The sequence below is a fragment of the Parasedimentitalea huanghaiensis genome (assembly GCF_009753675.1).
Lineage (GTDB): Bacteria > Pseudomonadota > Alphaproteobacteria > Rhodobacterales > Rhodobacteraceae > Parasedimentitalea > Parasedimentitalea huanghaiensis.
In genome coordinates this window covers 17,150-39,348 of record NZ_WQLV01000018.1, presented here as the reverse complement: position 1 = coordinate 39,348, position 22,199 = coordinate 17,150, and the positions used below count along the sequence as shown (strand labels likewise).

At 51.9% G+C, this 22,199-nt stretch carries 20 protein-coding genes and 2 pseudogenes; 9 read left to right on the top strand and 13 right to left on the bottom strand.

The genetic code is table 11. The annotated features are described in order from the left end of the window. The first annotated feature begins 20 nt into the window (after window positions 1-20). The 4 genes from GO984_RS20740 to GO984_RS20725 all read left to right on the top strand — a co-directional run bounded on the left by GO984_RS20740 (window position 21) and on the right by GO984_RS20725 (window position 7,306). Window positions 21-896, top strand: coding sequence for an XRE family transcriptional regulator (locus tag GO984_RS20740; protein ID WP_157024470.1), 876 nt, complete (start codon window positions 21-23; stop codon window positions 894-896). Between the two features lie 180 nt (window positions 897-1,076). Further along, window positions 1,077-1,508, top strand: a complete 432-nt coding sequence (locus tag GO984_RS20735; protein WP_157024469.1) for a hypothetical protein — start codon at window positions 1,077-1,079, stop codon at window positions 1,506-1,508. Window positions 1,509-2,159: 651 nt separating this feature from the next. After that, window positions 2,160-6,233: a two-component regulator propeller domain-containing protein gene (locus GO984_RS20730; protein ID WP_157024468.1), complete on the top strand. Its 4,074-nt coding sequence runs from the start codon at window positions 2,160-2,162 to the stop codon at window positions 6,231-6,233. A gap of 791 nt (window positions 6,234-7,024) precedes the next feature. After that, window positions 7,025-7,306, top strand: a complete 282-nt coding sequence (locus GO984_RS20725) for a hypothetical protein (protein WP_138165368.1) — start codon at window positions 7,025-7,027, stop codon at window positions 7,304-7,306. A gap of 31 nt (window positions 7,307-7,337) precedes the next feature. Here the strand turns inward: GO984_RS20725 and GO984_RS20720 are convergent, their stop codons facing one another. Both GO984_RS20720 and GO984_RS20715 read right to left on the bottom strand, forming a co-directional pair. Then, on the bottom strand, window positions 7,338-7,889 hold the full coding sequence (locus tag GO984_RS20720) for a 2OG-Fe(II) oxygenase (RefSeq protein ID WP_138165367.1): 552 nt from the start codon (window positions 7,887-7,889) through the stop codon (window positions 7,338-7,340). Window positions 7,890-7,956: 67 nt separating this feature from the next. Next, window positions 7,957-8,388: an FAD synthase family protein gene (locus GO984_RS20715; protein WP_138165366.1), complete on the bottom strand. Its 432-nt coding sequence runs from the start codon at window positions 8,386-8,388 to the stop codon at window positions 7,957-7,959. A gap of 240 nt (window positions 8,389-8,628) precedes the next feature. Between GO984_RS20715 and GO984_RS20710 the strand changes: the two genes are divergently transcribed. From GO984_RS20710 to GO984_RS24040, 4 genes and pseudogenes are all read left to right on the top strand, one after another. Next, window positions 8,629-9,282: a CDP-alcohol phosphatidyltransferase family protein gene (locus GO984_RS20710; protein WP_138165365.1), complete on the top strand. Its 654-nt coding sequence runs from the start codon at window positions 8,629-8,631 to the stop codon at window positions 9,280-9,282. 641 nt (window positions 9,283-9,923) lie between these two features. Then, window positions 9,924-10,577, top strand: coding sequence for a ZinT/AdcA family metal-binding protein (locus GO984_RS20705; protein ID WP_157024467.1), 654 nt, complete (start codon window positions 9,924-9,926; stop codon window positions 10,575-10,577). Between the two features lie 154 nt (window positions 10,578-10,731). Then, window positions 10,732-11,076 carry a GTP-binding protein gene (locus GO984_RS24045; RefSeq protein WP_425339666.1) on the top strand — a complete coding sequence of 115 codons (345 nt, stop codon included), beginning with the start codon at window positions 10,732-10,734 and terminating at the stop codon, window positions 11,074-11,076. Between the two features lie 14 nt (window positions 11,077-11,090). Next, a pseudogene (locus GO984_RS24040) lies at window positions 11,091-11,740 on the top strand (CobW family GTP-binding protein); the annotation flags it as partial. 238 nt (window positions 11,741-11,978) lie between these two features. Here the strand turns inward: GO984_RS24040 and GO984_RS20695 are convergent. The 3 genes from GO984_RS20695 to GO984_RS20685 all read right to left on the bottom strand — a co-directional run bounded on the left by GO984_RS20695 (window position 11,979) and on the right by GO984_RS20685 (window position 13,848). Then, window positions 11,979-13,064, bottom strand: a complete 1,086-nt coding sequence (locus tag GO984_RS20695) for a serine hydrolase domain-containing protein (RefSeq protein ID WP_157024466.1) — start codon at window positions 13,062-13,064, stop codon at window positions 11,979-11,981. 110 nt (window positions 13,065-13,174) lie between these two features. After that, window positions 13,175-13,381 (bottom strand): helix-turn-helix domain-containing protein, encoded by a 207-nt coding sequence (locus GO984_RS20690; RefSeq protein ID WP_157024465.1) that lies wholly within the window; start codon window positions 13,379-13,381, stop codon window positions 13,175-13,177. Continuing rightward, the gene (locus GO984_RS20685; protein ID WP_157024464.1) at window positions 13,381-13,848 is read right to left on the bottom strand and encodes a DUF2975 domain-containing protein; all 468 of its coding nucleotides are present in this window, start codon (window positions 13,846-13,848) and stop codon (window positions 13,381-13,383) included. The genes GO984_RS20690 and GO984_RS20685 overlap by 1 nt, the downstream gene beginning before the upstream one ends. Window positions 13,849-14,158: 310 nt before the next feature. On the opposite strand from GO984_RS20685, the gene GO984_RS20680 reads away from it, so the two are divergent. Next, on the top strand, window positions 14,159-15,097 hold the full coding sequence (locus GO984_RS20680) for a serine hydrolase domain-containing protein (RefSeq protein WP_167740451.1): 939 nt from the start codon (window positions 14,159-14,161) through the stop codon (window positions 15,095-15,097). A gap of 974 nt (window positions 15,098-16,071) precedes the next feature. Here the strand turns inward: GO984_RS20680 and GO984_RS20675 are convergent. From GO984_RS20675 to GO984_RS24030, 8 genes and pseudogenes are all read right to left on the bottom strand, one after another. Next, window positions 16,072-16,434, bottom strand: a complete 363-nt coding sequence (locus tag GO984_RS20675; RefSeq protein ID WP_157024462.1) for a helix-turn-helix domain-containing protein — start codon at window positions 16,432-16,434, stop codon at window positions 16,072-16,074. Window positions 16,435-17,036: 602 nt separating this feature from the next. After that, window positions 17,037-17,507, bottom strand: a complete 471-nt coding sequence (locus GO984_RS20670) for a DUF1203 domain-containing protein (RefSeq protein ID WP_157024461.1) — start codon at window positions 17,505-17,507, stop codon at window positions 17,037-17,039. A 715-nt stretch (window positions 17,508-18,222) separates the two neighbouring features. After that, window positions 18,223-18,666: an SRPBCC family protein gene (locus tag GO984_RS20665; RefSeq protein WP_157024460.1), complete on the bottom strand. Its 444-nt coding sequence runs from the start codon at window positions 18,664-18,666 to the stop codon at window positions 18,223-18,225. Further along, window positions 18,663-19,523, bottom strand: a complete 861-nt coding sequence (locus GO984_RS20660) for a phosphoenolpyruvate hydrolase family protein (protein ID WP_157024459.1) — start codon at window positions 19,521-19,523, stop codon at window positions 18,663-18,665. The genes GO984_RS20665 and GO984_RS20660 overlap by 4 nt, the downstream gene beginning before the upstream one ends. A 9-nt stretch (window positions 19,524-19,532) precedes the next feature. Further along, a complete protein-coding gene (locus GO984_RS20655) occupies window positions 19,533-20,729 on the bottom strand; it encodes a Tm-1-like ATP-binding domain-containing protein (protein ID WP_157024458.1) in 1,197 nt (398 codons plus the stop codon). Continuing rightward, window positions 20,726-21,463 (bottom strand): ABC transporter ATP-binding protein, encoded by a 738-nt coding sequence (locus GO984_RS20650; protein ID WP_157024457.1) that lies wholly within the window; start codon window positions 21,461-21,463, stop codon window positions 20,726-20,728. The genes GO984_RS20655 and GO984_RS20650 overlap by 4 nt, the downstream gene beginning before the upstream one ends. Beyond that, window positions 21,453-21,506, bottom strand: a complete 54-nt coding sequence (locus GO984_RS24035) for a hypothetical protein (RefSeq protein WP_425339665.1) — start codon at window positions 21,504-21,506, stop codon at window positions 21,453-21,455. The genes GO984_RS20650 and GO984_RS24035 overlap by 11 nt, the downstream gene beginning before the upstream one ends. 186 nt (window positions 21,507-21,692) lie before the next feature. Beyond that, window positions 21,693-22,133 (bottom strand): annotated as a pseudogene (locus GO984_RS24030) (ATP-binding cassette domain-containing protein); the annotation flags it as partial. Between the last annotated feature and the right edge of the window lie 66 nt (window positions 22,134-22,199).

The window sequence follows — 22,199 nt, the reverse complement described above, 5'->3', positions numbered from 1 at the left end:
TCAATAGAAAAGGCACCCAAATGGATACCTTGGGATTTCGACTACGGCAGGAACGCGAAGCACTTGGTTTAAACCAAGGTGATTTTGGTATTCTTGTAGGCGTAAAAAAGAATGCACAGCTCAACTATGAAGCAGGACGAAGATCTCCGGATGGAGAGTATTTCATGGCCGCAGCAAAAGCAGGTGTAGATGTTCTCTACGTGCTAACGGGAGTTAGCGAGAAGCGTGAGATATCCAAGGCTATGAACGATATATACACTAAGGCCAAGGAAGAGGCTTTTCGCCCTGGAATGGAAGCTCTCAAGCGGGCGAATGAGGCCGAAGGTGAGGCCGTAGCCAAAATCATAGAAGACGCGCGCCGCTCCGAAATGGAAGCTTTCCAAAACTCGGTCAAAGCCACCAGGGATAGTTGGACAGGGCAGGGGGAGCGCGCAACCCAAGAAGTTGACCGGTCTAATTTGAATGATTTTACACTTGTCCGCCGGTTTGACATTGGCTTGTCAGATGGGGCGAGATTGATCCCGGTTGAGAATGCCGAGGCTGATCACATTGCGGTCTCGCGGTCCTGGCTGTGCAAGCATAACCTGGCCGCTGATCTGTGCGTATTGGTCAAGGTAAGCGGCGACAGTATGTCCCCAACTATCCCCGACGAATCGCTTGTCCTGGTGGACATATCTGACACGCGAAACACCCGCGAAGGAATTTATGCTTTCAGACGGAGGGGGGAGGCCTTTATCAAACGTCTTGTGCCTGTTGGTGTGACCGAAGATGACAAACCGGGGGCGTTGGTCATTGTTAGTGACAATCCGTCCATCGCCCCCGAGACTATTTCGGGAGAGGGTCTAGCGGATATTCGTATCGTGGGGCGTGTAAAGTGTGTCATCGCAAACCTTTAACTGCCGTTGGAGTGTGCTGAAGTGACCAAGCTGAAGCCTGTACGGTCTTCATGCGGATCAGTCGACAGGTGCTTTCCTTCAATTGGGGGCCTTCCCAGAGAAACTCGACCCGCGTCTGCTTTTCGGGAACTGATTGATGGGAGACGATGTCGCAAGTAAGTGAAAATTGGGAGTAATTAAATGCGATTTGTTGGTTTTTCCGAAGGCGCCGACAAGGGAACGGCCAGCGTATTGGCGCTACGCGTTCGGGCATATCTTTGCAGAATTGCCGGGCATGCAACTCCCATCACGTATCAAGCTCTTGCCAAGGCTTTGGGTCTCGCTCCGCCAAACACGATCCATCAGCTCACTGTCGCATTGGAATGCCTGATAGAGGAGGATGCGGCCGCCGCGCGCCCGTTGATAGCAGCGCTCGTGGTCAGCAAGGCACGAGATGGATTACCCGCGCCGGGCTTTTTCCAATGTGCGCAACGTGTTGGGCGTTTCGATGGCGACCCTTGGGGACCCGAGATCCCAATGTTTTACGCGGCAGAGTTCGATTCCGCCGTCGAATATTGGCAGGCGACACCAAAATTTGTGGAGACAGATGTCTCAGTGAGAAAGCCATCCTGAACATCGGTATGGAAAACACTCTGCGGCACGACTTCCCGGAAGTGATCGGGCCTTTGCGGCCGTTGGTAGCTAACGCAGCAAATGACAGGTTAATCGTGTCATCGCTCGTAGTTTGCTAAAATGACGACGTTGTAACAAGCGGATGGGCTTTCGAAGGTTGAAACGACCTTTGTGGCCCTCCCCACGCCCGGCAGGTGAATGTCTCAAAGCTGTCGTTCGAGGCCATATGGGTGAAAAGCGGCAATGGGCCGAACATGCACATTCGCGACGCATGCGGCTTCGACTTTGCAATGCCAGCAAACTGCGCTTAGCTGCCGTTGGTGCTGGACGCGTCTAATGGCCGGTTCCAGCCCTTCTAAGACATTGGTGCAAAACGCAGCACCGGGGTCGTCTGAAGCAGGAAGGGCGGATGCCAGCCATTCGCTGCAATCTGCGCTGAAGGCAGCAATGTTCCGAAAGCTGACTTTGAAAATTCGAGTGAGTACAAGGTCCGTGTTTTTTGCATCTCTTACGAACCTCAATGTGGGATAGTATTTGTGCCCAATGCGCAGCCATCGAAAATGGCTACTCTCCAATCGGTTTGGCTGTCCGAACGCATTTGACCAATAGTTGGAAGGAACTATTTTGAATACTTGAGCCGGAGGCCCGCAAATGTTTGACAGCACCCTATTGAATCGTTTTGGGCTATTGGCATTACGACGAAAATCCGTTCAAATCTCTCCGGTTTTAGTTGTGTTGTTTGCTGCGATCACAGGTTTTTCAACATCAAGAGCCGCGGCGCAGGTGGTGGAAACGCCAGAATTTGTTCTGGATTCTGGTTCAGTTACAGCCGGAGGGTTCGAAGACAGTGACGGCATTCTATGGTTTGCGACGGCGAATGGCGCATTGCGATATGACTATAGAAACGCGAAGTACTTCAACACCAAAGGATCGGCATTCATCTCTCGGGTTGGAACGATAGCAGAAGATCAACAGGGACGGATTTGGTTTGGACGTAGCGCCGGTGGCGTGGTTGCTTATGATAAATCTGACAACTCGTTTGTTACATACCAGCATGACCCAGCAGACCCTTACAGCCTGAGTTCCAACACTATGAACTGGGTGCCGCGACTGATAGCTACACGTTCTGACGGGTCCGTTTGGGTGGGAACAAACAACGGCCTCAATGTAATGAAGGGAGCCGGTGATGGCTTCAGTCATTACTTTCACGATCCATCGGACCCTCACTCGCTTGCTGGGAATGACATCTGGGGTCTACATATCGACGAAAAAGACCGCATCTGGGTGGCTACACGCTCGGGGCTTAGTCGCCTTGATCCGGGAAAGGACAGTTTTGTAAACTATACCCATGATCCACTGGACCCCGCGAGTCTGCCATCAGACCAAGTCAATAGTGTCGCCGAAGGTCGCCACGGCGAGATCTGGCTAGGAACGGAAAAGGGTCTAAGCCGACTAGATGTCAGCAGTGGAGAATTCAAGAATTACCGCCATGATCCTGACGATCCATCGGGGATTTCGCGCGACCATGTGCTGACGGTCACGGTCGATAGTCAGGGGCGCCTTTGGCTAGGCCGATTGTTTTCCGTTGCCGCTGGCGTCGAAATGTTTGACCCCGCAACAGAGAAATTTCATGTAATACTGCGCAACCCAAATGCCACATCACCGGACACTACCGAGATGATCTTATCGGTGTTTGAAACCGGCGATGGTACGATTTGGTTGCCCTACAACACCGGCCCAATCTATAGGATTTTCCCGGACCGGTCGATCTGGACCGCCCGCTTTGAAAATGAGGGCCTACCTGAAAAGCACCTAGAACCAGTTTTGGCGGTTAGTGAAGATAGCTCAGGCGGCGTTTGGGTTGGCGGCGTTGGCGGGCTCAAGCGCTACAACAAGGAAACCAAAAGCTATTCGCGCTGGCAGCCTGTCTCGGACCTTTCTGAAAATCCCAGTCATACTCTAGCGTTAAACGAAGTGAACACAATTCTACAGGCCGCTGACGAAAGGCTTTGGATCGGCGAAGTTGATTCCAGTTTTCTGCTGGTTGATGTCCCTTCTCGGACAGTTCTGAGACGGCTGAAATCACCGCAATCGGCATTTGGGACCTGGGGCGGGGTCTATGACCCGAGCAACCCGGAAGTCATTTGGTTTGGATCGCAAACAAGTGGCCTAGGCCGGGTCGATACAGCAAACGGGGACTACCAGTTTTTCAACAGTTCTTCGAACATGGAAGCCGGGATCACGGCAGCATTTGTCTCTCGGGTTGCAGTCTCCCAGGGCGGAACCTTTTGGCTCTCCACTTGGGGGCAAGGTTTGCTAAAATTCGATGGCGAAAAGGTCATTGCATCCTACCTTCACGACCCCGATGACCCGACGTCGATCGGCAGTTCCAATGTGTCAGAAGTTGAGCTGGGCCCACAGGGGCAGCTTTGGGTAGCCACCGTTGAAGGCGGCCTGAATGTTTTTGATGAATCCACAGGAACATTCGAACGAATGGGGCGCAAGACCGGCCTCACAACCAATACGATCTTTGCAATCGAGACCGACGAAAAGGGCTTTCTCTGGTTAGTAACCAACGCCGGGGTGTTTCAGTTCGATCCAAGCAGCAGGCGTGTTGTCGCCACTTATGGCCGCAAGGATGCGCTGCCAAGTGATGTTTTTCTAAGTTGGCCCGGAGGAACATTCATGACCAGCAGCCAGGATCTTATGCTTGGCACGTTGTCAGGAATGGGCGTAATTTCAATTCCCTTGTTAACGGATGAGGGCGCGCTGCCGCGTGTGATCTTCACCTCTCTAACGCAAAGCGGTGTGGATATGCCTCTTCAAACCGCAGTTGAGCGTACCAAAGAGGTCGAAATCCATTGGCCCATTACCGACTTCGAGTTTGAGGCATCGGTCATTGGACGTGCTGGGCACGCAAACCGGGATATTCGCTACAAGCTAGAGAACTTCGCAAGGGACTGGTTTGTCGCCGACAGTGCGTCACTTGGCAGGTACAGCAGGGTTCCTGGTGGGCAGTATACTCTGATTGTTCAGGGTCGGGTCGGGGATGGCCCCTGGGGTGAAAGTACTAGTCTTGTAGTTACCGTTCACCCACCATTCTGGCAAGAAATCTGGTTTCAAGCCGCTGTGATACTTGTTCTCCTTGGCTCCTTGATTGGCTTCATGATGTGGCGATTGAGTATCGCAAAACGTTTTGTCCTTGCAGCCGAAGCCCTGCGCGACAGCGAGGAGCGGTTACGATTGCTGACGGATTCAGTGCCTCTTCTGATTGCATATGTGGATGCTAACAGGCGCTACCAATTCAACAATAAAGTTTACGAGGATTGGTTCGGTGACGCGCAAGGCGAGTTCAAAGGCCAACATGTCAAAGCCGTGATAGGTGACGTTGCCTATGGGGTGATAGAAAAACATTTGGAGCGAGCCCTGAAAGGGGAAACAGTTGTCTACGAGACTACGGTGCCGTTCAAGGATGGTGGCACGCGCGATGTACACAGCACCTATGTGCCCGATTTTACTAAGGACGGTAGCGTGATGGGGCTATATGTCCTGGTTGAGGATGTCACCGACGCAAAGGTAGCTGAAGAACGTCTGCGGCAGGCCCAAAAAATGGAAGCTGTCGGTCAGTTGACGGGTGGCATAGCCCATGACTTCAATAATCTGCTGGCCATCGTTCTTGGGTTAGCAGAGGAGATGCAGTCCCAAGGTGCTTTCAACAAGGATCTGTTGCTGGATATCATCCGCACATCAGATCGGGGTGCTGAACTGACGCACCGGTTACTTGCGTTCTCGCGGCAACAGTCCCTGACAACGCAGCCTATCGACCTTTCTGTTTTGGTAGAAGGGATGTCAGATTTACTTACCCGATCTCTTGGCGAAACGATCTTGTTAAAATTCCCGGAGCCTTCGAACCTCTGGTCGGCGGCTGCCGATCCCAGCCGGGTCGAAGACGCTCTTCTTAACCTTGCGATAAACGCCCAGCACGCAATGCCCGATGGTGGCACTCTCACCATCGAATGCTATAATACCAGCCTTGATGAAGGCTATGTGGCTAAAAATCCTGAGGCAGCAAAGGGTGATTTTGTGGTGCTGGCTGTTTCTGACAGCGGCACCGGAATGACAAAAGAAGTGCAGGAGCGAGCATTCGAGCCTTTCTACACGACTAAAGAGGTCGGTCAGGGATCCGGTTTAGGGCTATCAATGATCTATGGTTTTGCTAAGCAATCCGGAGGGCATGTCAGCATTTACAGTGAGCTGGGTCAAGGAACTACAATCAAGCTTTACTTGCCTCGAGATCACTCGCTCGCGGTAAAACCAATTAAAGAAAACGTTGTCGAAACGCCACTTGGCAGCAATGAGCCTGTTTTACTAATTGAAGATGACCCCATGGTACGAGAACTTACAAACAGGATGCTTGGTAGGTTGGGATATCAGGTAACCAGCGTAGATGGGACAGTCGCAGCTCGAGAAGCTTTAGGATCTGGGAAGCAGTTTGATCTGCTGTTGTCGGATGTGGTGCTTCCAGGTGGCATGAGCGGACCGGAATTTGCAGCGGAAGCTAAAGCTCGCTTCCCAAACCTGAAGATTATTTTCATGTCCGGCTACTCGGCAGAAGCGGCAAAAGATTCTGGATTTCTTGGTGCAGGTGATGTGTTGTTGACCAAACCTTTCAAAAGGCATCAAATCGCAGTGGCTCTGCAAAAAGCAATTACATGCGCCAAGTGACTACAAGTTTCCTGTTCTACGCAGTTTCAGAAGTGCACCAATTGAGTTGGTGTCTTGTGTGGAATGATCCAAAGCCTTTTGAAAAACGAGCATTGATTGTTCTTTATGAAAACTGAAACTGGACCCTAACCAGCCATTCGCCGCCGTTGTCCCGATTGGCAGCAGTGGACCGTTCGCGACATGTCGGCGCGTCCTTGGGGCCGACTTTGCAAAGATCAATAACTGCGCATAGCTGCCGTTGATGCATTCTGCGGCGAACGCCGACTCCCCGCCCTTTGTGACGGATACTGCGCTGCGCACCAAGGTCGCGAAATGACTATTAGCCGACATTGCGGGGACGAGTCCAACTAACCCCCGTCAACGGCGGCTAGGAGATCGTTGCAGTCATTCACTGTTGTAGGCTGAACTGGAACTACCGGCCCATAACAGCCGTTCATGGCCAATGCGGCGAACGGTCGGTTCGAGCCCATTGTGTGAATTTGGTTTTCCTGCTACGTGCGCTCGCGGCGCAAAAATTGCTGCGTCAGCGTGAGTCTGGCAGCTGCTGCGGGGCGGGAAAACCGGTCATTCTTGCGGACCACCTCGGAGAAGAACCCCCCAAAGGCCATCGCACCAGATCGAACTTTCGGAATTCGGCAGCTTCTTTTATGAAGTTTGCGACGGACTTTCTAGTTCATGTAGGATAGTGGTCGTTGATCTCGAACGTTCAGGTTTCTGAGCGATCGCGCGTTGAGAGCCGCAGATTGGCTCTGACTACGTTCTCCTCCAAAGTTCTTTCAAGGATTGCCCAAATGTCAGACGATAACGGCGACACGTCAAAAACCCATTACATTTGTCAAACCTATGTCGATGCCAAGGGGACAAAGGGCGCACCAGCGGGTGTGAAAATTGACAAACAGTTCCAGTATTCAACGGCACAAGAAGCCGAAAGCCGAGCGGAACGTGCGAGCCAATCGCCAGATTGCGCCGGTGCAGATGCCTATATGATTGTTGAGGATTCAAGTTCGGGCGAGATAAGTGCGCCGACGTTCCTTGTTCGGATTGGAAATGTGCCCGAATTCGACGATTTTTAACGGGCCACTGCGACGCAACCGGTGAGGCGTTTCATCTGAACGCAGGCCCATGTGCCCATAGTGTCAAGGAATGGCGCACGCCGTGTTGCACGGGAACCACCTGATGAAGCACAAAGCTGGGGAAGATGCTGACACACCCTTGAGCGCGGTTTGCAGATAAGACCTGAGCACTTGGCATAACCTCTAGATCGCCACCCTCGTACGAACTTGGCAAACTAAGCTGTAGTACCAATGTGAGCTTGCGTTTACGTGCCATGGGGCCATCGCCAATGTCGGAGTGCCAAGAAAAATGTCCGCTGTCTGAGGCCTTGTAACTTGCGACCTGAGGGCTCTCGGCAAACTCGCGCAGGTCAAAATCAAATTGGACGGCATTGGATTTTCGGACAATTTCGATTAAGCGGTCCATGACCCAGCCCAGCCCGTCGACGTCATCCACCCAGACCAGTTTTGCTCTGCGCACTGACTGGTCTTTCGTCTGACCTACAAGCATCGCATCGTTGGACGGCACAGCGGTGATGGCCGCAATGATACGCTCACACTCACCCGCGCTGAACGCCGCAGGCTTGGAGTAGAGTGCCATCATATGGGTCACCTTTTGTGAGACAAATGGGGGTCGACGCCGAAAAGAGGCCGCAAACCGGCGGGTGGTATCAGTGCGGTCGATTGCTGGCTTGGGACTGTGCCAGAACCATCTGTTTTATTTTTGTGGACGATGTGCGCGGGTTGTAACGCACCTGCGCGATTTCTTTGCCCATCTCTTTCAGATAGGAATCAACATCGAGGTTGTGGGAATTAGTGCCCCAATCTTCGCCAATTACAAAGATATCGGCACCGACAGCTTTGCAGCCCGAAACGTATTCTAGCGCGTGATAGGGGCGCACAATGTCGACGCAACTAAGGGCTTCAAGCATCTCAACCCGTTGTTCCAATGGGACAACTGGAACGTTGGGTTTGTACAGGTTCACGACCTCATCAGAGGCTACTCCAACGGCCAAGGTATCGCCCAAAGATTTACAGTGTTTCAACAATGCCAGGTGGCCAACATGAAGCAGGTCGAACGTGCCAACGGTATAGACGATCATTTTCGCTTTATCCTTTTGCCCACCCGTCATCGGTGGTAGCACAGGGCATCTGAATGCGCGTGTGCGTGAATTTTGTTCAGTTGTTTCAAACAATTAAACTGAGATATCTCTAGGCTTTCAGAAGCCCAGAGTTAATTGATGTTTTGAAACGACACGTTTCAAATGCACTCAGAATGGAAAGCAGAGATTGCCTGTCAAATGTTGACAAGGTGTCAGTTCTGTTAACTCAAAGGATGTCTCATGACAATCGAAAACGCTGCCGCGCCGAACCCACCGATCCTATCCTACATCAAAGATCTGCCCAATATCTGCTCGCTTGCGGGCTTGGGGTGTTCGCTGCTGGCGATCTATTTTTTGATCATTGGGATGTACCCGGCAGCGATGATCGGCATGATTTGGGCCGTGGGATTTGATTGGGCCGATGGATTGATTGCACGCAAAATGAAAGGCCGCACTGGGGATGATCGGGCCTTCGGCGGTACGCTTGATCTGCTGATCGATATTGTCAGCTACGGCGTCACGCCTGCCATTCTCATCCTGAGTTATGCCGATTTTAGTACCGTGTTTCTGCCCGTCGTGTTCGTGACGTTGGTCTTTGGTGCGATCCGCCTGAGCTATTTCAGCACCTTCGGGTTGTCGGGGGATGCTAAATATACCGGGCTAGCCATTGATAACAACAGCATCATTCTTGTGTTTGTCGTCATGTTTGCGGGATACTTTGAGCGCTCAACGTTTGCGATCATTCTGGCGGTGTGTGGTCTGTGCCTTGCGGGATTGAATGTATCCCAGATCAAGACACCGAAACTGTCTGGAAATCCGGTCAATGTGGTCATTCTTGCGGTTTATACACTTGGTGTGACCCTGTTTTATGGCTGGTCAATGCTGCAAACGTAGTTTGAAAGTACTTAGGCCGAAGCAGTCATAGGCACAGCCGCAGAGAAAAGGTGGTTCGAATTTCGCATCTGCTAATCTCGAATTCTAATGACTGCTTTGGTGACCTATGCTGCGTAGCTGCATGAAAGCTGCTGCAAGTTCGAGAAAATGCCGCGCCAGCGAAGTCGGGAAATCCAAGGTCAGTTTTGTCCGCTCAGCGGTCTTTGACGCTTCTCACGGCGAGTGGCGGCTGAGCGGACAAAGTGACGGATGCTGCTCTGCCCACCAAGGACCCGAAATGGCGGTTAGCCGACATTGCAGAGATGAGTCCAACAAACGCCCTTCAATGGCAGCAATGCGGGGCCTTGCAGTCATTTACTGATGTTGACCAGACGGCAGAGAACGACCCGGAACCGCTATTTACGCGAAACCCGCCTAAAGACCGGCCCCAGTCCAAAACAGACATGATCAATCTGCATACCTGTGTGAAAAGCATATCTGCGTTGCGCTAGTCACTCAGGACTGCATTTGACAATTGGTCTAGCCAAGAAAAGTTACGCGGGAAACATTCGACGCGTCTTGAATATCATATTTATTCAATGCTACAGCGAGCCATGCTATGTAATAACATAACGAATCATATGGCGAGAATTGGAAACTTCATGCAACGCACAACACTCAAACAAGCTGGCATCATTGCGCTTGGCGCAATGATTGTGTTTTCAACACAAGCGACAGCTCAGCAAGCGGCAACTCAGACACCATCACATACCCACGCCCATAAGGCTGATGGGCCCTCCCTTATCAATGCAGCAGAGATTCAAGCGCGTCCCTTGTCTGATTGGGCTGCTGATTGGCAATCCATCCACCCATATCTAAATGATGGCACCTTAGATGCTGTCATGACGCATAAGGCCGAAAATGGCGAAAAGACCGTTGAGGAATATCATGCGTACTATCAAGCGGGTTACAAAACTGACGTGGAACGTATTTTGATCAACGGCTCAACCGTGACATTCTTTCGAGATGGCACACCAATTCAAGGTGAGTACGAAGACGATGGGTACGAAATTCTGACATATGAATCGGGCAATCAAGGTGTGCGATTTCTCTTTAAAAAATCAGGTGGTGACGCTGAAGCACCGGCGTCCATTCAGTTCAGTGACCATAAAATAGTTCCTACAAAAGCCGATCACTACCACCTTTACTGGGGGAATGATCGCGCTCAAATTCTGACTGAATGGACAAATTGGCCGACTTATTTCCCAATTGAAATGAGCGGTGAGGACATCGCGAACGAGATGTTGGCGCATTAAAACGTGCATAAAAGTTAGGGGAGCCTGCTCTCCGAATGAGCGACGCGCTAGCCATAGCCCATGGCGCGTTGCTCAACTTGAAATAGGTATTCTCACAGCTAGGTCAGATCATGACACACCATGACACACGTCTTCCAGTTACTGTCCTTTCAGGATTCTTGGCGCAGGTAAGACCACACTTCTCAACGAAGTATTACGTAATAGAGATGGACGCCGTGTTGCGGTCATTGTGAACGATATGTCCGAAGTTAACATTGACGCCGATCTCATTCGAGATGGTGGGGCAGATTTGAGTCACACTGAAGAAAAACTTGTGGAGATGACCAACGGATGTATTTGCTGCACCTTACGTAATGATCTGCTACAAGAAGTGACACGGCTGGCAGCGGAAGGCCGGTTCGATTATCTATTGATTGAATCTACGGGAATCTCCGAACCGTTGCCTGTTGCGGCAACGTTCGACTTTCGCGATGGGATGATGCGAGCCTATCCGATGTAGCGCGACTTGATACAATGGTCACGGTTGTGGACAGTGTAAATCTGCTCAAAGACTATGCCAGCCACGATTTTTTGAAGGATCGTGGCGAAGTGATGGGCGAGGGCGATGACCGCTCCTTGGTGAACTTACTTATTGAACAGATCGAATTTGCGGATGTCGTCGTGCTAAACAAAGCGGCAGACGCAAGCCATGAACAACTTGATGCGGCGCGTAAGATTGTTGTGGCCCTGAATCCTGACGCACAGGTTGTCGAGGCGGATTACGGTAAAGTACCCCATGATCGAATTTTCGATACTGGTCTGTTTGATTTTGACAAGGCTCAAGAAAATCCACTTTGGGCGAAAGAACTATATGGGTTTGCCGATCATATTCCCGAAACAGAAGAATATGGAATTTCCTCCTTCGTTTACCGTGCGCGCAAACCTTTCGATCCTCAAAAATCGTATGCGGCCCTCAACGGCCCGCTGCCCGGAGTCCTTCGTGCAAAGGGACATTTTTGGGTTGCCACGCAGAGTTTTCACTGGCTGGATCTATGTCAAGCGTCAAACCTCTGGGCATTTGGTGGGCCACTGTGCTGCCAGAGCGACGTCCTGATACTCCACAAGGATCAGCCTATCTCGAGCAGCATTGGCGGGAACCATTTGGGGATCGCCGTCAAGAGTTGGTCCTTATTGGCGCGGGATTGGAAAAGGAAATGATCACTGCGGCGCTGGATGCCGCCCTTGTCGAAGACGCCCAAGTCTTCACCCCCGAAGCATGGTCCCATTTAAAAGACCCATTCCCAAATTGGCGTCGTGCGCCAGAGGGTGAATAGGTAGGTGGCTCAAAAATGATGCTTTGGCGCAGGCTAAGAGCAAAACACGTACGAGTTTGCCTCTCGACCAACACCTTGAAGAACAGGATCAACTGTCAGAAATTTTAACTAGCATCGCATGCGTGTCGATTAACTCCCACAACGACCCTGAAAACTTATTGCCGCTCGACAACCAGCGAGCAGTACTGAGTAACGAGTTTCCTGAGAAATTTCGTTCGACCAAAACAAGATCGTGCGTTGGGTCAACCATCAGAAAATGTTCTCCATATCCGTTGGCCCAAACGGTCCCTGTTTCTTCTTGAAACCACCACTGAAAGCCAAAGTGTGAATATAAGTGATTTGGCACATGGCTTTCTTCGAGGTCGCTGTGGGGGGCGGTTATGAGTTCGATCCAGTCTTTCGGGATGACTTTACGACCACCCCATTGGCCGTCCTGAGCAACCATAGCGCCGATGCGAGCCAAATCCCGGGCGCTCATGTAAACATAGTACTGAAGGTGCCTAGTATCCTGACTTGGCCAGAACCATGGGTCCCCCATGATCACGTTGTTGGCGTCGAAATCTTGTAGACCCAGAGGTGTTGCTAAGAACTCCTCCATGAACGGTCCAAGCTCGTACCCTGTTTCCTGAATGAAGATCGTGCCAAGCGCATTGGCGTCAAAATTATTGGCAAAAAAGTATTCGCCAGGCTCATGCTCTTCACGGGCTGGTCTGTCCGTGATTTGGCTGTCATGTTCTCCAGCCGCAGGCAGATATATACCAGACCGATACATAAGTAAGTTTCGGACGGTGGCCGATTTTTCTTGATTTGTTAGTGGTATATTTTCATCGATTCCAAGCTCCTGCAGTGTCGCCTCGAGGTCAATCAAACCTTGGTCAATCGCGATTCCATAGATCAAACTAAGCAGAGATTTTCTTATTGAATGAGTATTCATGACTTGGCTGGTCGGTCCATCCTCGAAAATGATATCTTCACCGCTCATTACCACTCGTGCACGAACGCGGTCTTCGGGATTGGGGCCGGGCCAAACCGCGCGTATCTTTTCGACATGTGAGCCATCGTTGGTCGGTTGGGTTTGATAGTCTGGCGAAGGGTTTGAAACCCGAGGCAATGCAGCCCAAATTGTCGTTGCCAAGAGAAACACGCCAATCATCAGAAGTGATTTCTTAGGCATGCGCCCCCCAGAGAATAATGTGCCGATGATTAAGATCTAGCAGTGCGCACTTGTAAATTACGACAGGACAAACGCCGGAGGACAACAGCAACCGAGTTTGACAATCCAGTTTAGTCATCCACAAAATCCAGAACATCGCCTGGTTTGCAGTCAAGATAGACACAAATCTTCGATAGCGTCTCAAAGCGAATTCCCTTCACATGCCCTCTCTTGAGGAGCGACAGGTTGGCTTCTGTTACGCCAATGGCTTGCGCCAGCTCTTTGCCAGAGACTTTCTGTCTTGCCATCATGACGTCCAGCCGCACAATTATCGGCATTATACAAATTCCGCATTTTCTTTGGCGACAAGGTAGGCGTCTTGCCAAACTGACCCCAAAACCCAAATGATCGCGCCAAACAGAAGACTTTGGAACTGGTAGCTGCTAATTGACAGCGTGATCGAGTTTTGCGCTGCTAGTGCCTCAATCAGAACGGGAATCACAATACCCGCAAAACTTGCCCAAACGAGGTAGATCCCAGATTTTCGCAAATGGCTTGCGGGATGCTGAGAGAACCATTGCCCTTGTGCAAACGATGCGAAGCATCGGTAGGCCGCGACCATACTTACGCTGAACAGGATCACCGGCAGCAATCCGAGTGCGCTCATCCACAATGGCAACGCTCGCTCGCTCAGGTAAAGCCCGAGCAATACAAGCGCGGGAAGAGCTAAAGCACTGATGAGGCAGGTGTTTGCAACAACTTTGCTCCACCGTCGTATCTGAATTTCTTTTACACCCGGGGTCACATGCCAGCTCCTCTGAAAGGCTCTTGTATTATCTTTTATAGAAAAATAATTATCGTTTAGCAATAATTATTCGGTGATTGAAAGACTTATGCGCCCCTATTTCCATATACCTTTTGTCCTCCTCGTTGGTGCTTGCTCGTCATATGGAAGCTCAACGCCGCGCGATTGTTCGCAAGGACTATCATACGATGGTCCTTCCATACTTGAAAATGCAGAGCTTCGCTTCCCAACCGGGCGGTTTGGGTCAACTGGAACCATCCCTGCGGCGACGGTCCAAAGACTAGATCTTGCATTTGAAAACGCTCTTGAGATGCTGCCGACCGAAACAGTGGATGCCGCAGTTCTTCGGCTCGATGGAAGTAGATATCTTCGCACGGCAGGGGATCCGTCCACAGCTCGTGACCTGCATTATTGGGCGAGCGCCGGAAAACTGTTTACGGCTTTGGGGATTTTGGTTCTTGAAGAAGAAGGGCGTCTCTCCTTGAACGACCCGATTTCAAATTATTTGTCGGGCATCCCTGACGGCGAACTGATCACTCTCGAGATGTTGCTGAACCACACGTCTGGCCTCTTTAGCGCAAACGAAGACGCACAGGTTCGCGCATCAAATAAATTGATGACGTTAGAAGATGAAATCGCCGTGCTCCAGCGACATGGAAACCTGTTTTGCCCAGGTACGAACTGGCGATACAGCAACTCAGGCTATGCGCTTTTGGCAGAAGTCATTGAGCAGGTCTCTGGGCAAAGTTACCACAGTTTTGTCGATGGCCAAGTCATAGCGAAAACACAAGCAGAACGCCTTCGAGTCATGGCGGCAGGTGAGCGACCAGAAAATGTCGTCGCACTCTCCCAAGCGAACGGCGACGTGCGAGAAGTCATCAACCATTTCGGTGGTGCGGGAAGCGTCATCGGCGACGCAGAAAGCATGGCGGCGTTCGTCGCCGGCGTTTTTGAAGGATCCGTCGTATCTGAAACGACGCTGAACCGCATGACGCAACAGCTCTATCCAATGTTCCACTCCGCCTCTGATCCCTCTCAGCCAACACGCTACAATGGACTTGGGACAATGGTTTACGTGGCTATAAGTCAATCTCCGCCGAGCTATCTGATGGGCCATTCAGGTGGATTGGATGGCGCATCATCGTTCGTAGGATGGAGTGCGCGCCATCAAGCCGTCGTAGTCGTTGCGTTGACAGGGGCAGGTTCGGCAGACCTTATTGCAAGCAGGCTGGCCCCGGCTCTGGAATAGCTTGTAGAACAAAGGGACATTTTGCGTTTTACCTGCTTCTTCACTGATCTTAGAAGCCGACATTCGCTGCAACGCAGAACGATAGTTCGAATGGGCTCGGACCAGCCATTCTTCACGACGGGCATGAACGGCAACTAGAGGCCATTCGTGACATGCCGGCGCGTCCTGGTGTCCACTTTGCAAAAGTCAATAACTGCGCACTGCCGCCAGTGGAGCTGATCGAAGAGAAAGTCCGCTCTCTGCCCTTTGTGCAAAATTATTGCAGAGCAGCACCTGTGATTAAGAACACAAAATATGAATTCCTGTTCGGACATGGGTGAGCGCATGATGTCATAGTTCCGCGTAAAAATGCTTTCTAGTTCCAGCGCAATAAATGGCGCACAGAGTTTTCGTACTGCCATGACTTCAAACAGCTATTCTCTATCTAGAAAGTCGAGCGAACTAAAAAGGTGACTTTCTAGTTCCAAGGGTCAAAATTCCCTTGAATTACGAGTGGCTGAGACGTCGGCGATAGGCACCAGCCTTATTATAGCGCTATTGAGGGATGGTGGAATTTGCAGATTTTGATGTCCCAACACCGGCCTATTGGCGTTTAAATCCCGTTTTATGCTTGATTGAAAGACACGCGACCAATCTGTCCAAATCATGGTTCGTTATCTTAAACGCCCTTTTTTAATGCTCTGTCCGGCTTCTTCCGCCATCCTCCGGGCTCTTCCGGTTACTGCAAGTATAGGTGTCCAACAACAGCGGTGATCTGAGGTGTCGTCGGGGTTCAGATCTGAACGGCACGGCATCGGCATTTTGGGACAGAGAAAATTGCAGTAACCATTCGGGAAGCGGGAAAACCATTCAAATTGTCGGTTTGGGCGCGTCTTTAAATTGACTTTGAACGGTCTTTGAACGCCGTTGGCGCGAAACACAGAAGACGGGTTGAAGTCCTGAATGTGAGGCCAAGGGGGCAGACGATTGAAGGCTCAGCGGGCTGCGGCCTTGTTCGCGTCAGCTCTCAGCCAATTGCGCACTGCCACATCGGTCACGCAGAGATTGCGGGCGATCTGAACCGTTGACAAACCTTGGGATTTATACGCCAGGGTCCGCCACTTTTTGGCCAAAGGGACGCGAAGCTGCAGCAGGTGAGATATTTCCGTCAATGCCTTGGCCTTGTCATACCCCACCACAGCAACCACGCTGGAGCGGATTCCGGGGTTGGCTGCAATATAGATTTCGGTGCCACCGAAGGCCTCAAAAAACCGAAGAGTGTCGTCCAGGCCCAGGATCTCGTAGTAAGGTTCGACCTGGGCTGTTGGTTTTGGATGGGGCAGGTGAGGAGTGGTCATCACGTGGCCTTATCAACAAGTGTTCAAGGTCACGGTAATCGCGAGAGAAAGTGTGCAGCAGCCCAACCACTGTCGCCTTGTCAACGGACAAGACCTAGGCCTTCAGCTAGATAAAGTTGGTCAGTGGAACAGCGACCATGCTGCCATACATTCGACGGGGCTAAGCCGCAGGCACCCACAGCTATTTGCGAGAGCGGCGCGGAAAACCGGGGCACAGAGCTTACCGTCCGGGATGTTCAGGCTTCGCTCCAGAAGCCAGCTCTAGTTTGGCATTCCGGGTCAGGATGGTTGCTTGCGAGGTCCAAATGGCGTGCCGTCGGTCTGCTCCCATCTCGCTTGCGGACCTTGCCATCATTACGGTTGTTGATCCAACTGGAGTAGCGGTCCAAAGCCGCCATCTATGCCAAGCTCGTCTAACGGCAGGTTCCAGCCCACACCCGACATTGCCCAGCTTAGCTGACGCCGCGACACAGCATACGCATTGCAGCCGTTCGAGGATAGCGCAGCATTATTGGCGGCTGGGTGACGGCAGTGCGGACTTTGCCGACTTTGGCCGCAAGCACATCAATGGCTGCTTCATCGAACTACCTCATTGTTTCGACCTATTTTGCACGGGTAACGGATGCAGCAAAACATCCGGGTTTTGCATTGTGTAGATGGGCATAAGACACCTGATCGTTTTCGAACGCTGTTGTGATGGCATCAGCAAGACAGTCACCCTGTAGAACATCAGCATCAATCATCATGTGGTTGTTATCAAACAATCGTAGCGAGATGACGCGAGATCGCAAAACCTCTGGCACCACGCCAACAGCCAAATTGGCTTGCGGTGCGCCTTCTCGCACGAAGATTGCATGGGTCGCCTTGTAGGGCGAATGTTCAGGTTGATGTTCATAATTCAACAGAATGACAGTTTCACCCACTTCGGCATCAGCCATACTTACGCGGCAAGGAGTACCGGGCTTTGACTGCACTATCTGACGACACGCGTTCCTATCGGCTAGTTCAGCATCGGAGAGTGTAAAAAAGTCTGCAAAGTCCTTGGCTGGCAGGGAATGAATTTGAAAGCTCATGTTTCTAGTTCCTTTCTTGTTTGGAACGTAGATAGCAACACGACTACGGATCGAGCGACCCGATACATGCTCAATATTTAAAACAGCCATTCAGACAAAGCACAGCATCGGTCAAATTGGGCTCAAAGCTGCCTTGCGGCGATGCGGCAACACGTGTGCGGCGAAATCACGTGTTTTTCCAATAACCCAGGTGACCGCTGTCAGCCCCTTTAAGACATTCGTTTACGTATTTGGCGATCTAGGTAGTTCATACACGAAGAGCGGGCTGCGGTTCTACGGGGCTCTCTTAAAGAAGGCCCGCTTCGTCAAAGGTTGCATTGAAGGCATAGGTCCAAAACTAGGGGAATCCTGTGTCCATAACAAACTGCCAGTTAAAAATTTGGTTGTCTTAGGAAGAGAAACTCTGAAAATGCCTTTTTTCAGCCTGAATGACGTGCCCTGGTTTTTTTGAAAGCTGGGCTAAAAGGGTTTGCTGCCGCAGGAAAACCGAAATGGCTCCAAAAATTTGGCAGAGGGCGCGCAGATAACGGGGTGTTGCACGACGAACTGACAGTGTTATTCTCGGATATCTATTTAGAGGTACACAGCACTGGTCCCTTCGGAGTTCCGACGAGTGGCTGATCAAGCGAGGCTCATACTAGTTGGCCGCGCTTTGTAGATAGTTAAACCTGTGCGACCCTACTCTTCAATTTCTCCACCGCTCTAATTCCACCATTCAATCGAAGAAACTTTGTTCCAACGCCCTAAATCCACCGATGAACACGTCGTCGGCGACAAATTTGCGCCAATGATCTATCTGGCCGTCGCCCGCAGTGAACTCCGCAGACCAAGTGGCGAATGTTTGGTTGCGATCTGTGATCGGAGCAAATTGCATAACGGCGACGTAGTCCACAAACGGCAATGGCCCGCCCGCCAGCATGTTATAGGTCAATGACCGTTCAACATCCGATATAGCCAACAACGTTTCACGGATACGACCCGATCCATCGCTCAGGGCAAAATTACGGATACAACCCACAGCGCCAGGTGCATGCGTGTCCTCGATCCGGCTGTCAGTCGCGGCTGGGTGCCAATTTGGTAATCCATTGAAATCTTTTACCCGCTCCCAGACCTGATCGACTGGTACATCAATAATGGTGGATGAGAAAACCTTGATCATTCTGCAGCTCCTACAACTTGGTGAGTGGCGCGTTTTAAATTTCCAAACGCAGCGGTTTGTTCGCGAATTGCGCGTTCTGTGGGCAATCGCTCCATAGAAGACGCCCCATAGAATCCGTGACAATCAGGGCAAAGCGACAAAAAAACCTGTGCGTCTGCGGGTTCGGCCAATGGTCCACCATGGCAGATAAAAATCAGATCATCGCGCACAGCCTTGGCGGCTTTGGCCCAGTCATTGAACTGCGCGGCGCAGTCGTCGATGTCAGGTGTATCGGTGGCCCCGATTGCCCCCCCTGAGGTCAATCCAAAGTGCGCTACGATAATGTCAGCGCCTGCTTTGGCCATCGCAACAGCCTCGTCACGGTTGAAAACATACGGGGAGGTCAGCATATCTTTGGCATGCGCACGGGCAATCATATCGACCTCCATCGCATATGACATGCCGGTTTGTTCCAACTCGCGGCGAAACTTTCCGTCGATAAGGCCAACGGTCGGGAAGTTCTGAACACCGGTGAAACCAGTTACCTTTAGATCATCCAGAAACTTATCCATCAGGCAAAAAGGATCGGTGGCATTTACACCTGCCAGAACCGGCGTGTCCTGAACAACCGGCAAGACTTCACTGGCCATATCCATGACGATTTCATTGGCGTTGCCATAGGACATGTACCCGGCCAGAGAGCCACGGCCCGCCATGCGGTAGCGGCCAGAGTTGTAAATCACAATCAAGTCGACGCCACCGGCCTCTTCGCATTTTGCCGACAGGCCGGTTCCGGCCCCACCGCCCACAAGCGTTTCACCCCGTGCAATTTTAGCACGCAGTCTTCTGAGGATTTCGGTTCTGTTGAGTTTTGACATAATATCCTCTTAGGCTTTGGCAATTGCACGGAAATGGGCCGCAGCACTCGCTGCAAATTCCGGATCGTTTATGTGGTGATTTAATTTGATCAGCTGACGGTTTTCGGTCTGTTCTATTGTATCTTCAAGCGCCTGGAACAAGGCGGCATCAACCTTGGGGTTCCAAAACGGTGACCCCTCCGCGTCCAGCGCAGACACTCCGCCCTGCGGAAGAAGAAAGCGAACTGGGCCGTCACAGGCGTTCAGTTTTTGACCAATCCAGTCGCCGATTTGCGTAGCTTCCGCAGCCGTCGTGCGCATCAGCGTAACCTGAGCATTGTGGTGATAGAACAACCGGTCAGAAAACCTGTCGGGAACAGAGTCCGGCCCCCAAAAATTCACCATATCCAAAGCGCCACACGACCCAACATAGGGCACCCCGGTCTGGGCGATGCTGTCCAAACGGTCTTCACCTGCGCTCAACACGCCGCCAACCAGAAGGTCACAGATTTCCGTGGTGGTGATGTCCAGCACGCCTGAAATGTCGCCCTGCTTGATCAGTTGCTCCATAGAGCGCCCACCACTTCCGGTGGCGTGAAAGACCAGACAATCGAATTCCTGCTGCAGGCTGTCGGTCATGGCCTGAACCGCCGGTGTGGTCACGCCAAACATCGACAGAGCAATGGCTGGACGGGTGTCAACAACCACCGGCGGTCGCCACGTCATCATCCCGGAAATCGCGTGGGCCGCATTGCCCAAGACTTTGCGCGACACGCGATTTAGCCCAGAGACATCCGTGACCGGATGGAACATGTTCACGTCAGATGGTCCGACATAGGCCGAGACATCGCCCGATGCCAAGGTCGAGACCAACACTTTTGGCACGCCGACTGGCAAGGCTTGCATGGCTGGGGCGATAATGCCCGATCCACCTGATCCACCCAATCCAATGATGCCACCTAGGCCCTCTTGTTCTAGCACAAAGGCCCGCAAGGCACGGGACATTTCCACAACCGCCTGTCCGCGATCATTTACAAAAACTGAGGCTGGACCATCCGGATGGCACATGGCCACTTCAGAGGCAGGCACATCTGCCACCTCTTCACCACCTTTGGTACCTACATTGACAAGAACGGTTTCAACGCCAGTGGCTCGGATAAGATCTCGCACAAAACACAACTCGGGGGCTTTGGTGTCACAGGTTCCAATTACATAGACTTTGCTCATGTGATATCTCCTTCGGCCATGACCTGTCCCGGCTCAATTCCGAGGTGGCGTTTCTGAAGCTCTGTGTCGCCCTCAAGATCAGCGGCGGGCAGGGTTTCTACGATCTCACCATTGACCATAATTGCCACGTTTTGCGCGACGGCAAAGGCGGCGTGAATGTTTTGTTCCACCAGCAATATGCCCATGCCATCGGCTGACAAACGGGCAACAAGGTCGATGACATCCGACACGATGGCAGGCGCCAAACCTTCGGTCGGCTCATCCAGCACCAGTAGCTTAGGGTCGAGCATAAGGGCGCGCGAGATAGCCAACATTTGCTGCTCCCCACCAGACAATTGATCACCCAGATTGCGGCGGCGTTCTCTGAGACGTGTAAATGTGTCGAACACACGATCAACCGTCCAGGCGCTGCCTTTGCGTTGCATCATGCGCAGGTGTTCTTCGACCGTTAGGGATCGGAATATTCGGCGTCCCTGTGGGACATAGCCTATACCCAGCTGTGCGCGTTTTTCTGGAGTCGCATCGGTGATGTTTTGGCCATCAAAATGGATCGACCCACCGGTTGCTGGCACCAACCCCATGATCGCGGCACACAGCGTGGTTTTGCCCATGCCGTTACGCCCCAGCATGCCCAAAGAAATGCGATCCACATCAAGGTTTACGCCATGCAATACGTGGCTGGTTCCATAGTGAACCTGCAAATCGCGTATGCTTAGCAAGGATTCAGTGGCCATGCGCCCCTCCCATATAAACCTTATGCACCGCTTCATTCGACATGATGTTTTCGGGGGTGCCTTCGGCCAACAGCTGACCATTGTGCAAAACTGAAACGCTGTCCGACGTCTTAAGGGCGATATCCATATCGTGTTCGATCAGGATGATCGTGATATGCTTGGGAAGCGATAATAGAAGTTCAGCCAACCGCGGCCGTTCACTGGGCGACAGGCCTGCGGCTGGTTCATCCAGCAATAACATCTTAGGGTTTTCCGCCAGTGCCATGCCGATTTCCAACTGGCGCCGCTGGCCATGGGACAGGTTGGCAACCTCTCGGTCCAGTTCTGCGCTGAGGCCTGACAACTGAGCAAGGGTCTCGGCTTTGGCAACAGCACCATCATTGAGCCGCAGTGGCATAAATCTTTGCCAGCCTCCCGCTACGCCACATACGGATAAAAATAGGGAGTCACGAACGGTCAGCCCGTTAAACAGATGTGCGTGTTGATAGGTACGGCGCAGTCCGCCCTTGATGCGTTTGTGCATTGGCATTTGGGTCACATCGGCTCCGTCCATGCGGATTGTGCCCGCAGAGGTCACCAGATCGCCCGTCAAAACATTAAATAAAGTGGTCTTACCAGCGCCGTTCGGTCCTAAAACCGCGCGACGTTCACCGGGCCGGACAGTCAAGGATACATCCTTGACGGCCCAAAAACCACCGAAGCGGCGACCAACACCCTGAATTTCCAGGGCGTTGGC

Bases quoted from the DNA above. Each gene is read 5' to 3' on its own strand.
- GO984_RS20740 (WP_157024470.1), top strand. From the start codon at position 21: ATGGATACCTTGGGATTTCGACTACGGCAGGAACGCGAAGCACTTGGT.
- GO984_RS20735 (WP_157024469.1), top strand. From the start codon at position 1,077: ATGCGATTTGTTGGTTTTTCCGAAGGCGCCGACAAGGGAACGGCCAGC.
- GO984_RS20730 (WP_157024468.1), top strand. From the start codon at position 2,160: ATGTTTGACAGCACCCTATTGAATCGTTTTGGGCTATTGGCATTACGA.
- GO984_RS20725 (WP_138165368.1), top strand. From the start codon at position 7,025: ATGTCAGACGATAACGGCGACACGTCAAAAACCCATTACATTTGTCAA.
- GO984_RS20720 (WP_138165367.1), bottom strand. From the start codon at position 7,889: ATGATGGCACTCTACTCCAAGCCTGCGGCGTTCAGCGCGGGTGAGTGT.
- GO984_RS20715 (WP_138165366.1), bottom strand. From the start codon at position 8,388: ATGATCGTCTATACCGTTGGCACGTTCGACCTGCTTCATGTTGGCCAC.
- GO984_RS20710 (WP_138165365.1), top strand. From the start codon at position 8,629: ATGACAATCGAAAACGCTGCCGCGCCGAACCCACCGATCCTATCCTAC.
- GO984_RS20705 (WP_157024467.1), top strand. From the start codon at position 9,924: ATGCAACGCACAACACTCAAACAAGCTGGCATCATTGCGCTTGGCGCA.
- GO984_RS20695 (WP_157024466.1), bottom strand. From the start codon at position 13,064: ATGCCTAAGAAATCACTTCTGATGATTGGCGTGTTTCTCTTGGCAACG.
- GO984_RS20690 (WP_157024465.1), bottom strand. From the start codon at position 13,381: ATGCCGATAATTGTGCGGCTGGACGTCATGATGGCAAGACAGAAAGTC.
- GO984_RS20680 (WP_167740451.1), top strand. From the start codon at position 14,159: ATGCTGCCGACCGAAACAGTGGATGCCGCAGTTCTTCGGCTCGATGGA.
- GO984_RS20675 (WP_157024462.1), bottom strand. From the start codon at position 16,434: ATGACCACTCCTCACCTGCCCCATCCAAAACCAACAGCCCAGGTCGAA.
- GO984_RS20670 (WP_157024461.1), bottom strand. From the start codon at position 17,507: ATGAGCTTTCAAATTCATTCCCTGCCAGCCAAGGACTTTGCAGACTTT.
- GO984_RS20665 (WP_157024460.1), bottom strand. From the start codon at position 18,666: ATGATCAAGGTTTTCTCATCCACCATTATTGATGTACCAGTCGATCAG.
- GO984_RS20660 (WP_157024459.1), bottom strand. From the start codon at position 19,523: ATGTCAAAACTCAACAGAACCGAAATCCTCAGAAGACTGCGTGCTAAA.
- GO984_RS20655 (WP_157024458.1), bottom strand. From the start codon at position 20,729: ATGAGCAAAGTCTATGTAATTGGAACCTGTGACACCAAAGCCCCCGAG.
- GO984_RS20650 (WP_157024457.1), bottom strand. From the start codon at position 21,463: ATGGCCACTGAATCCTTGCTAAGCATACGCGATTTGCAGGTTCACTAT.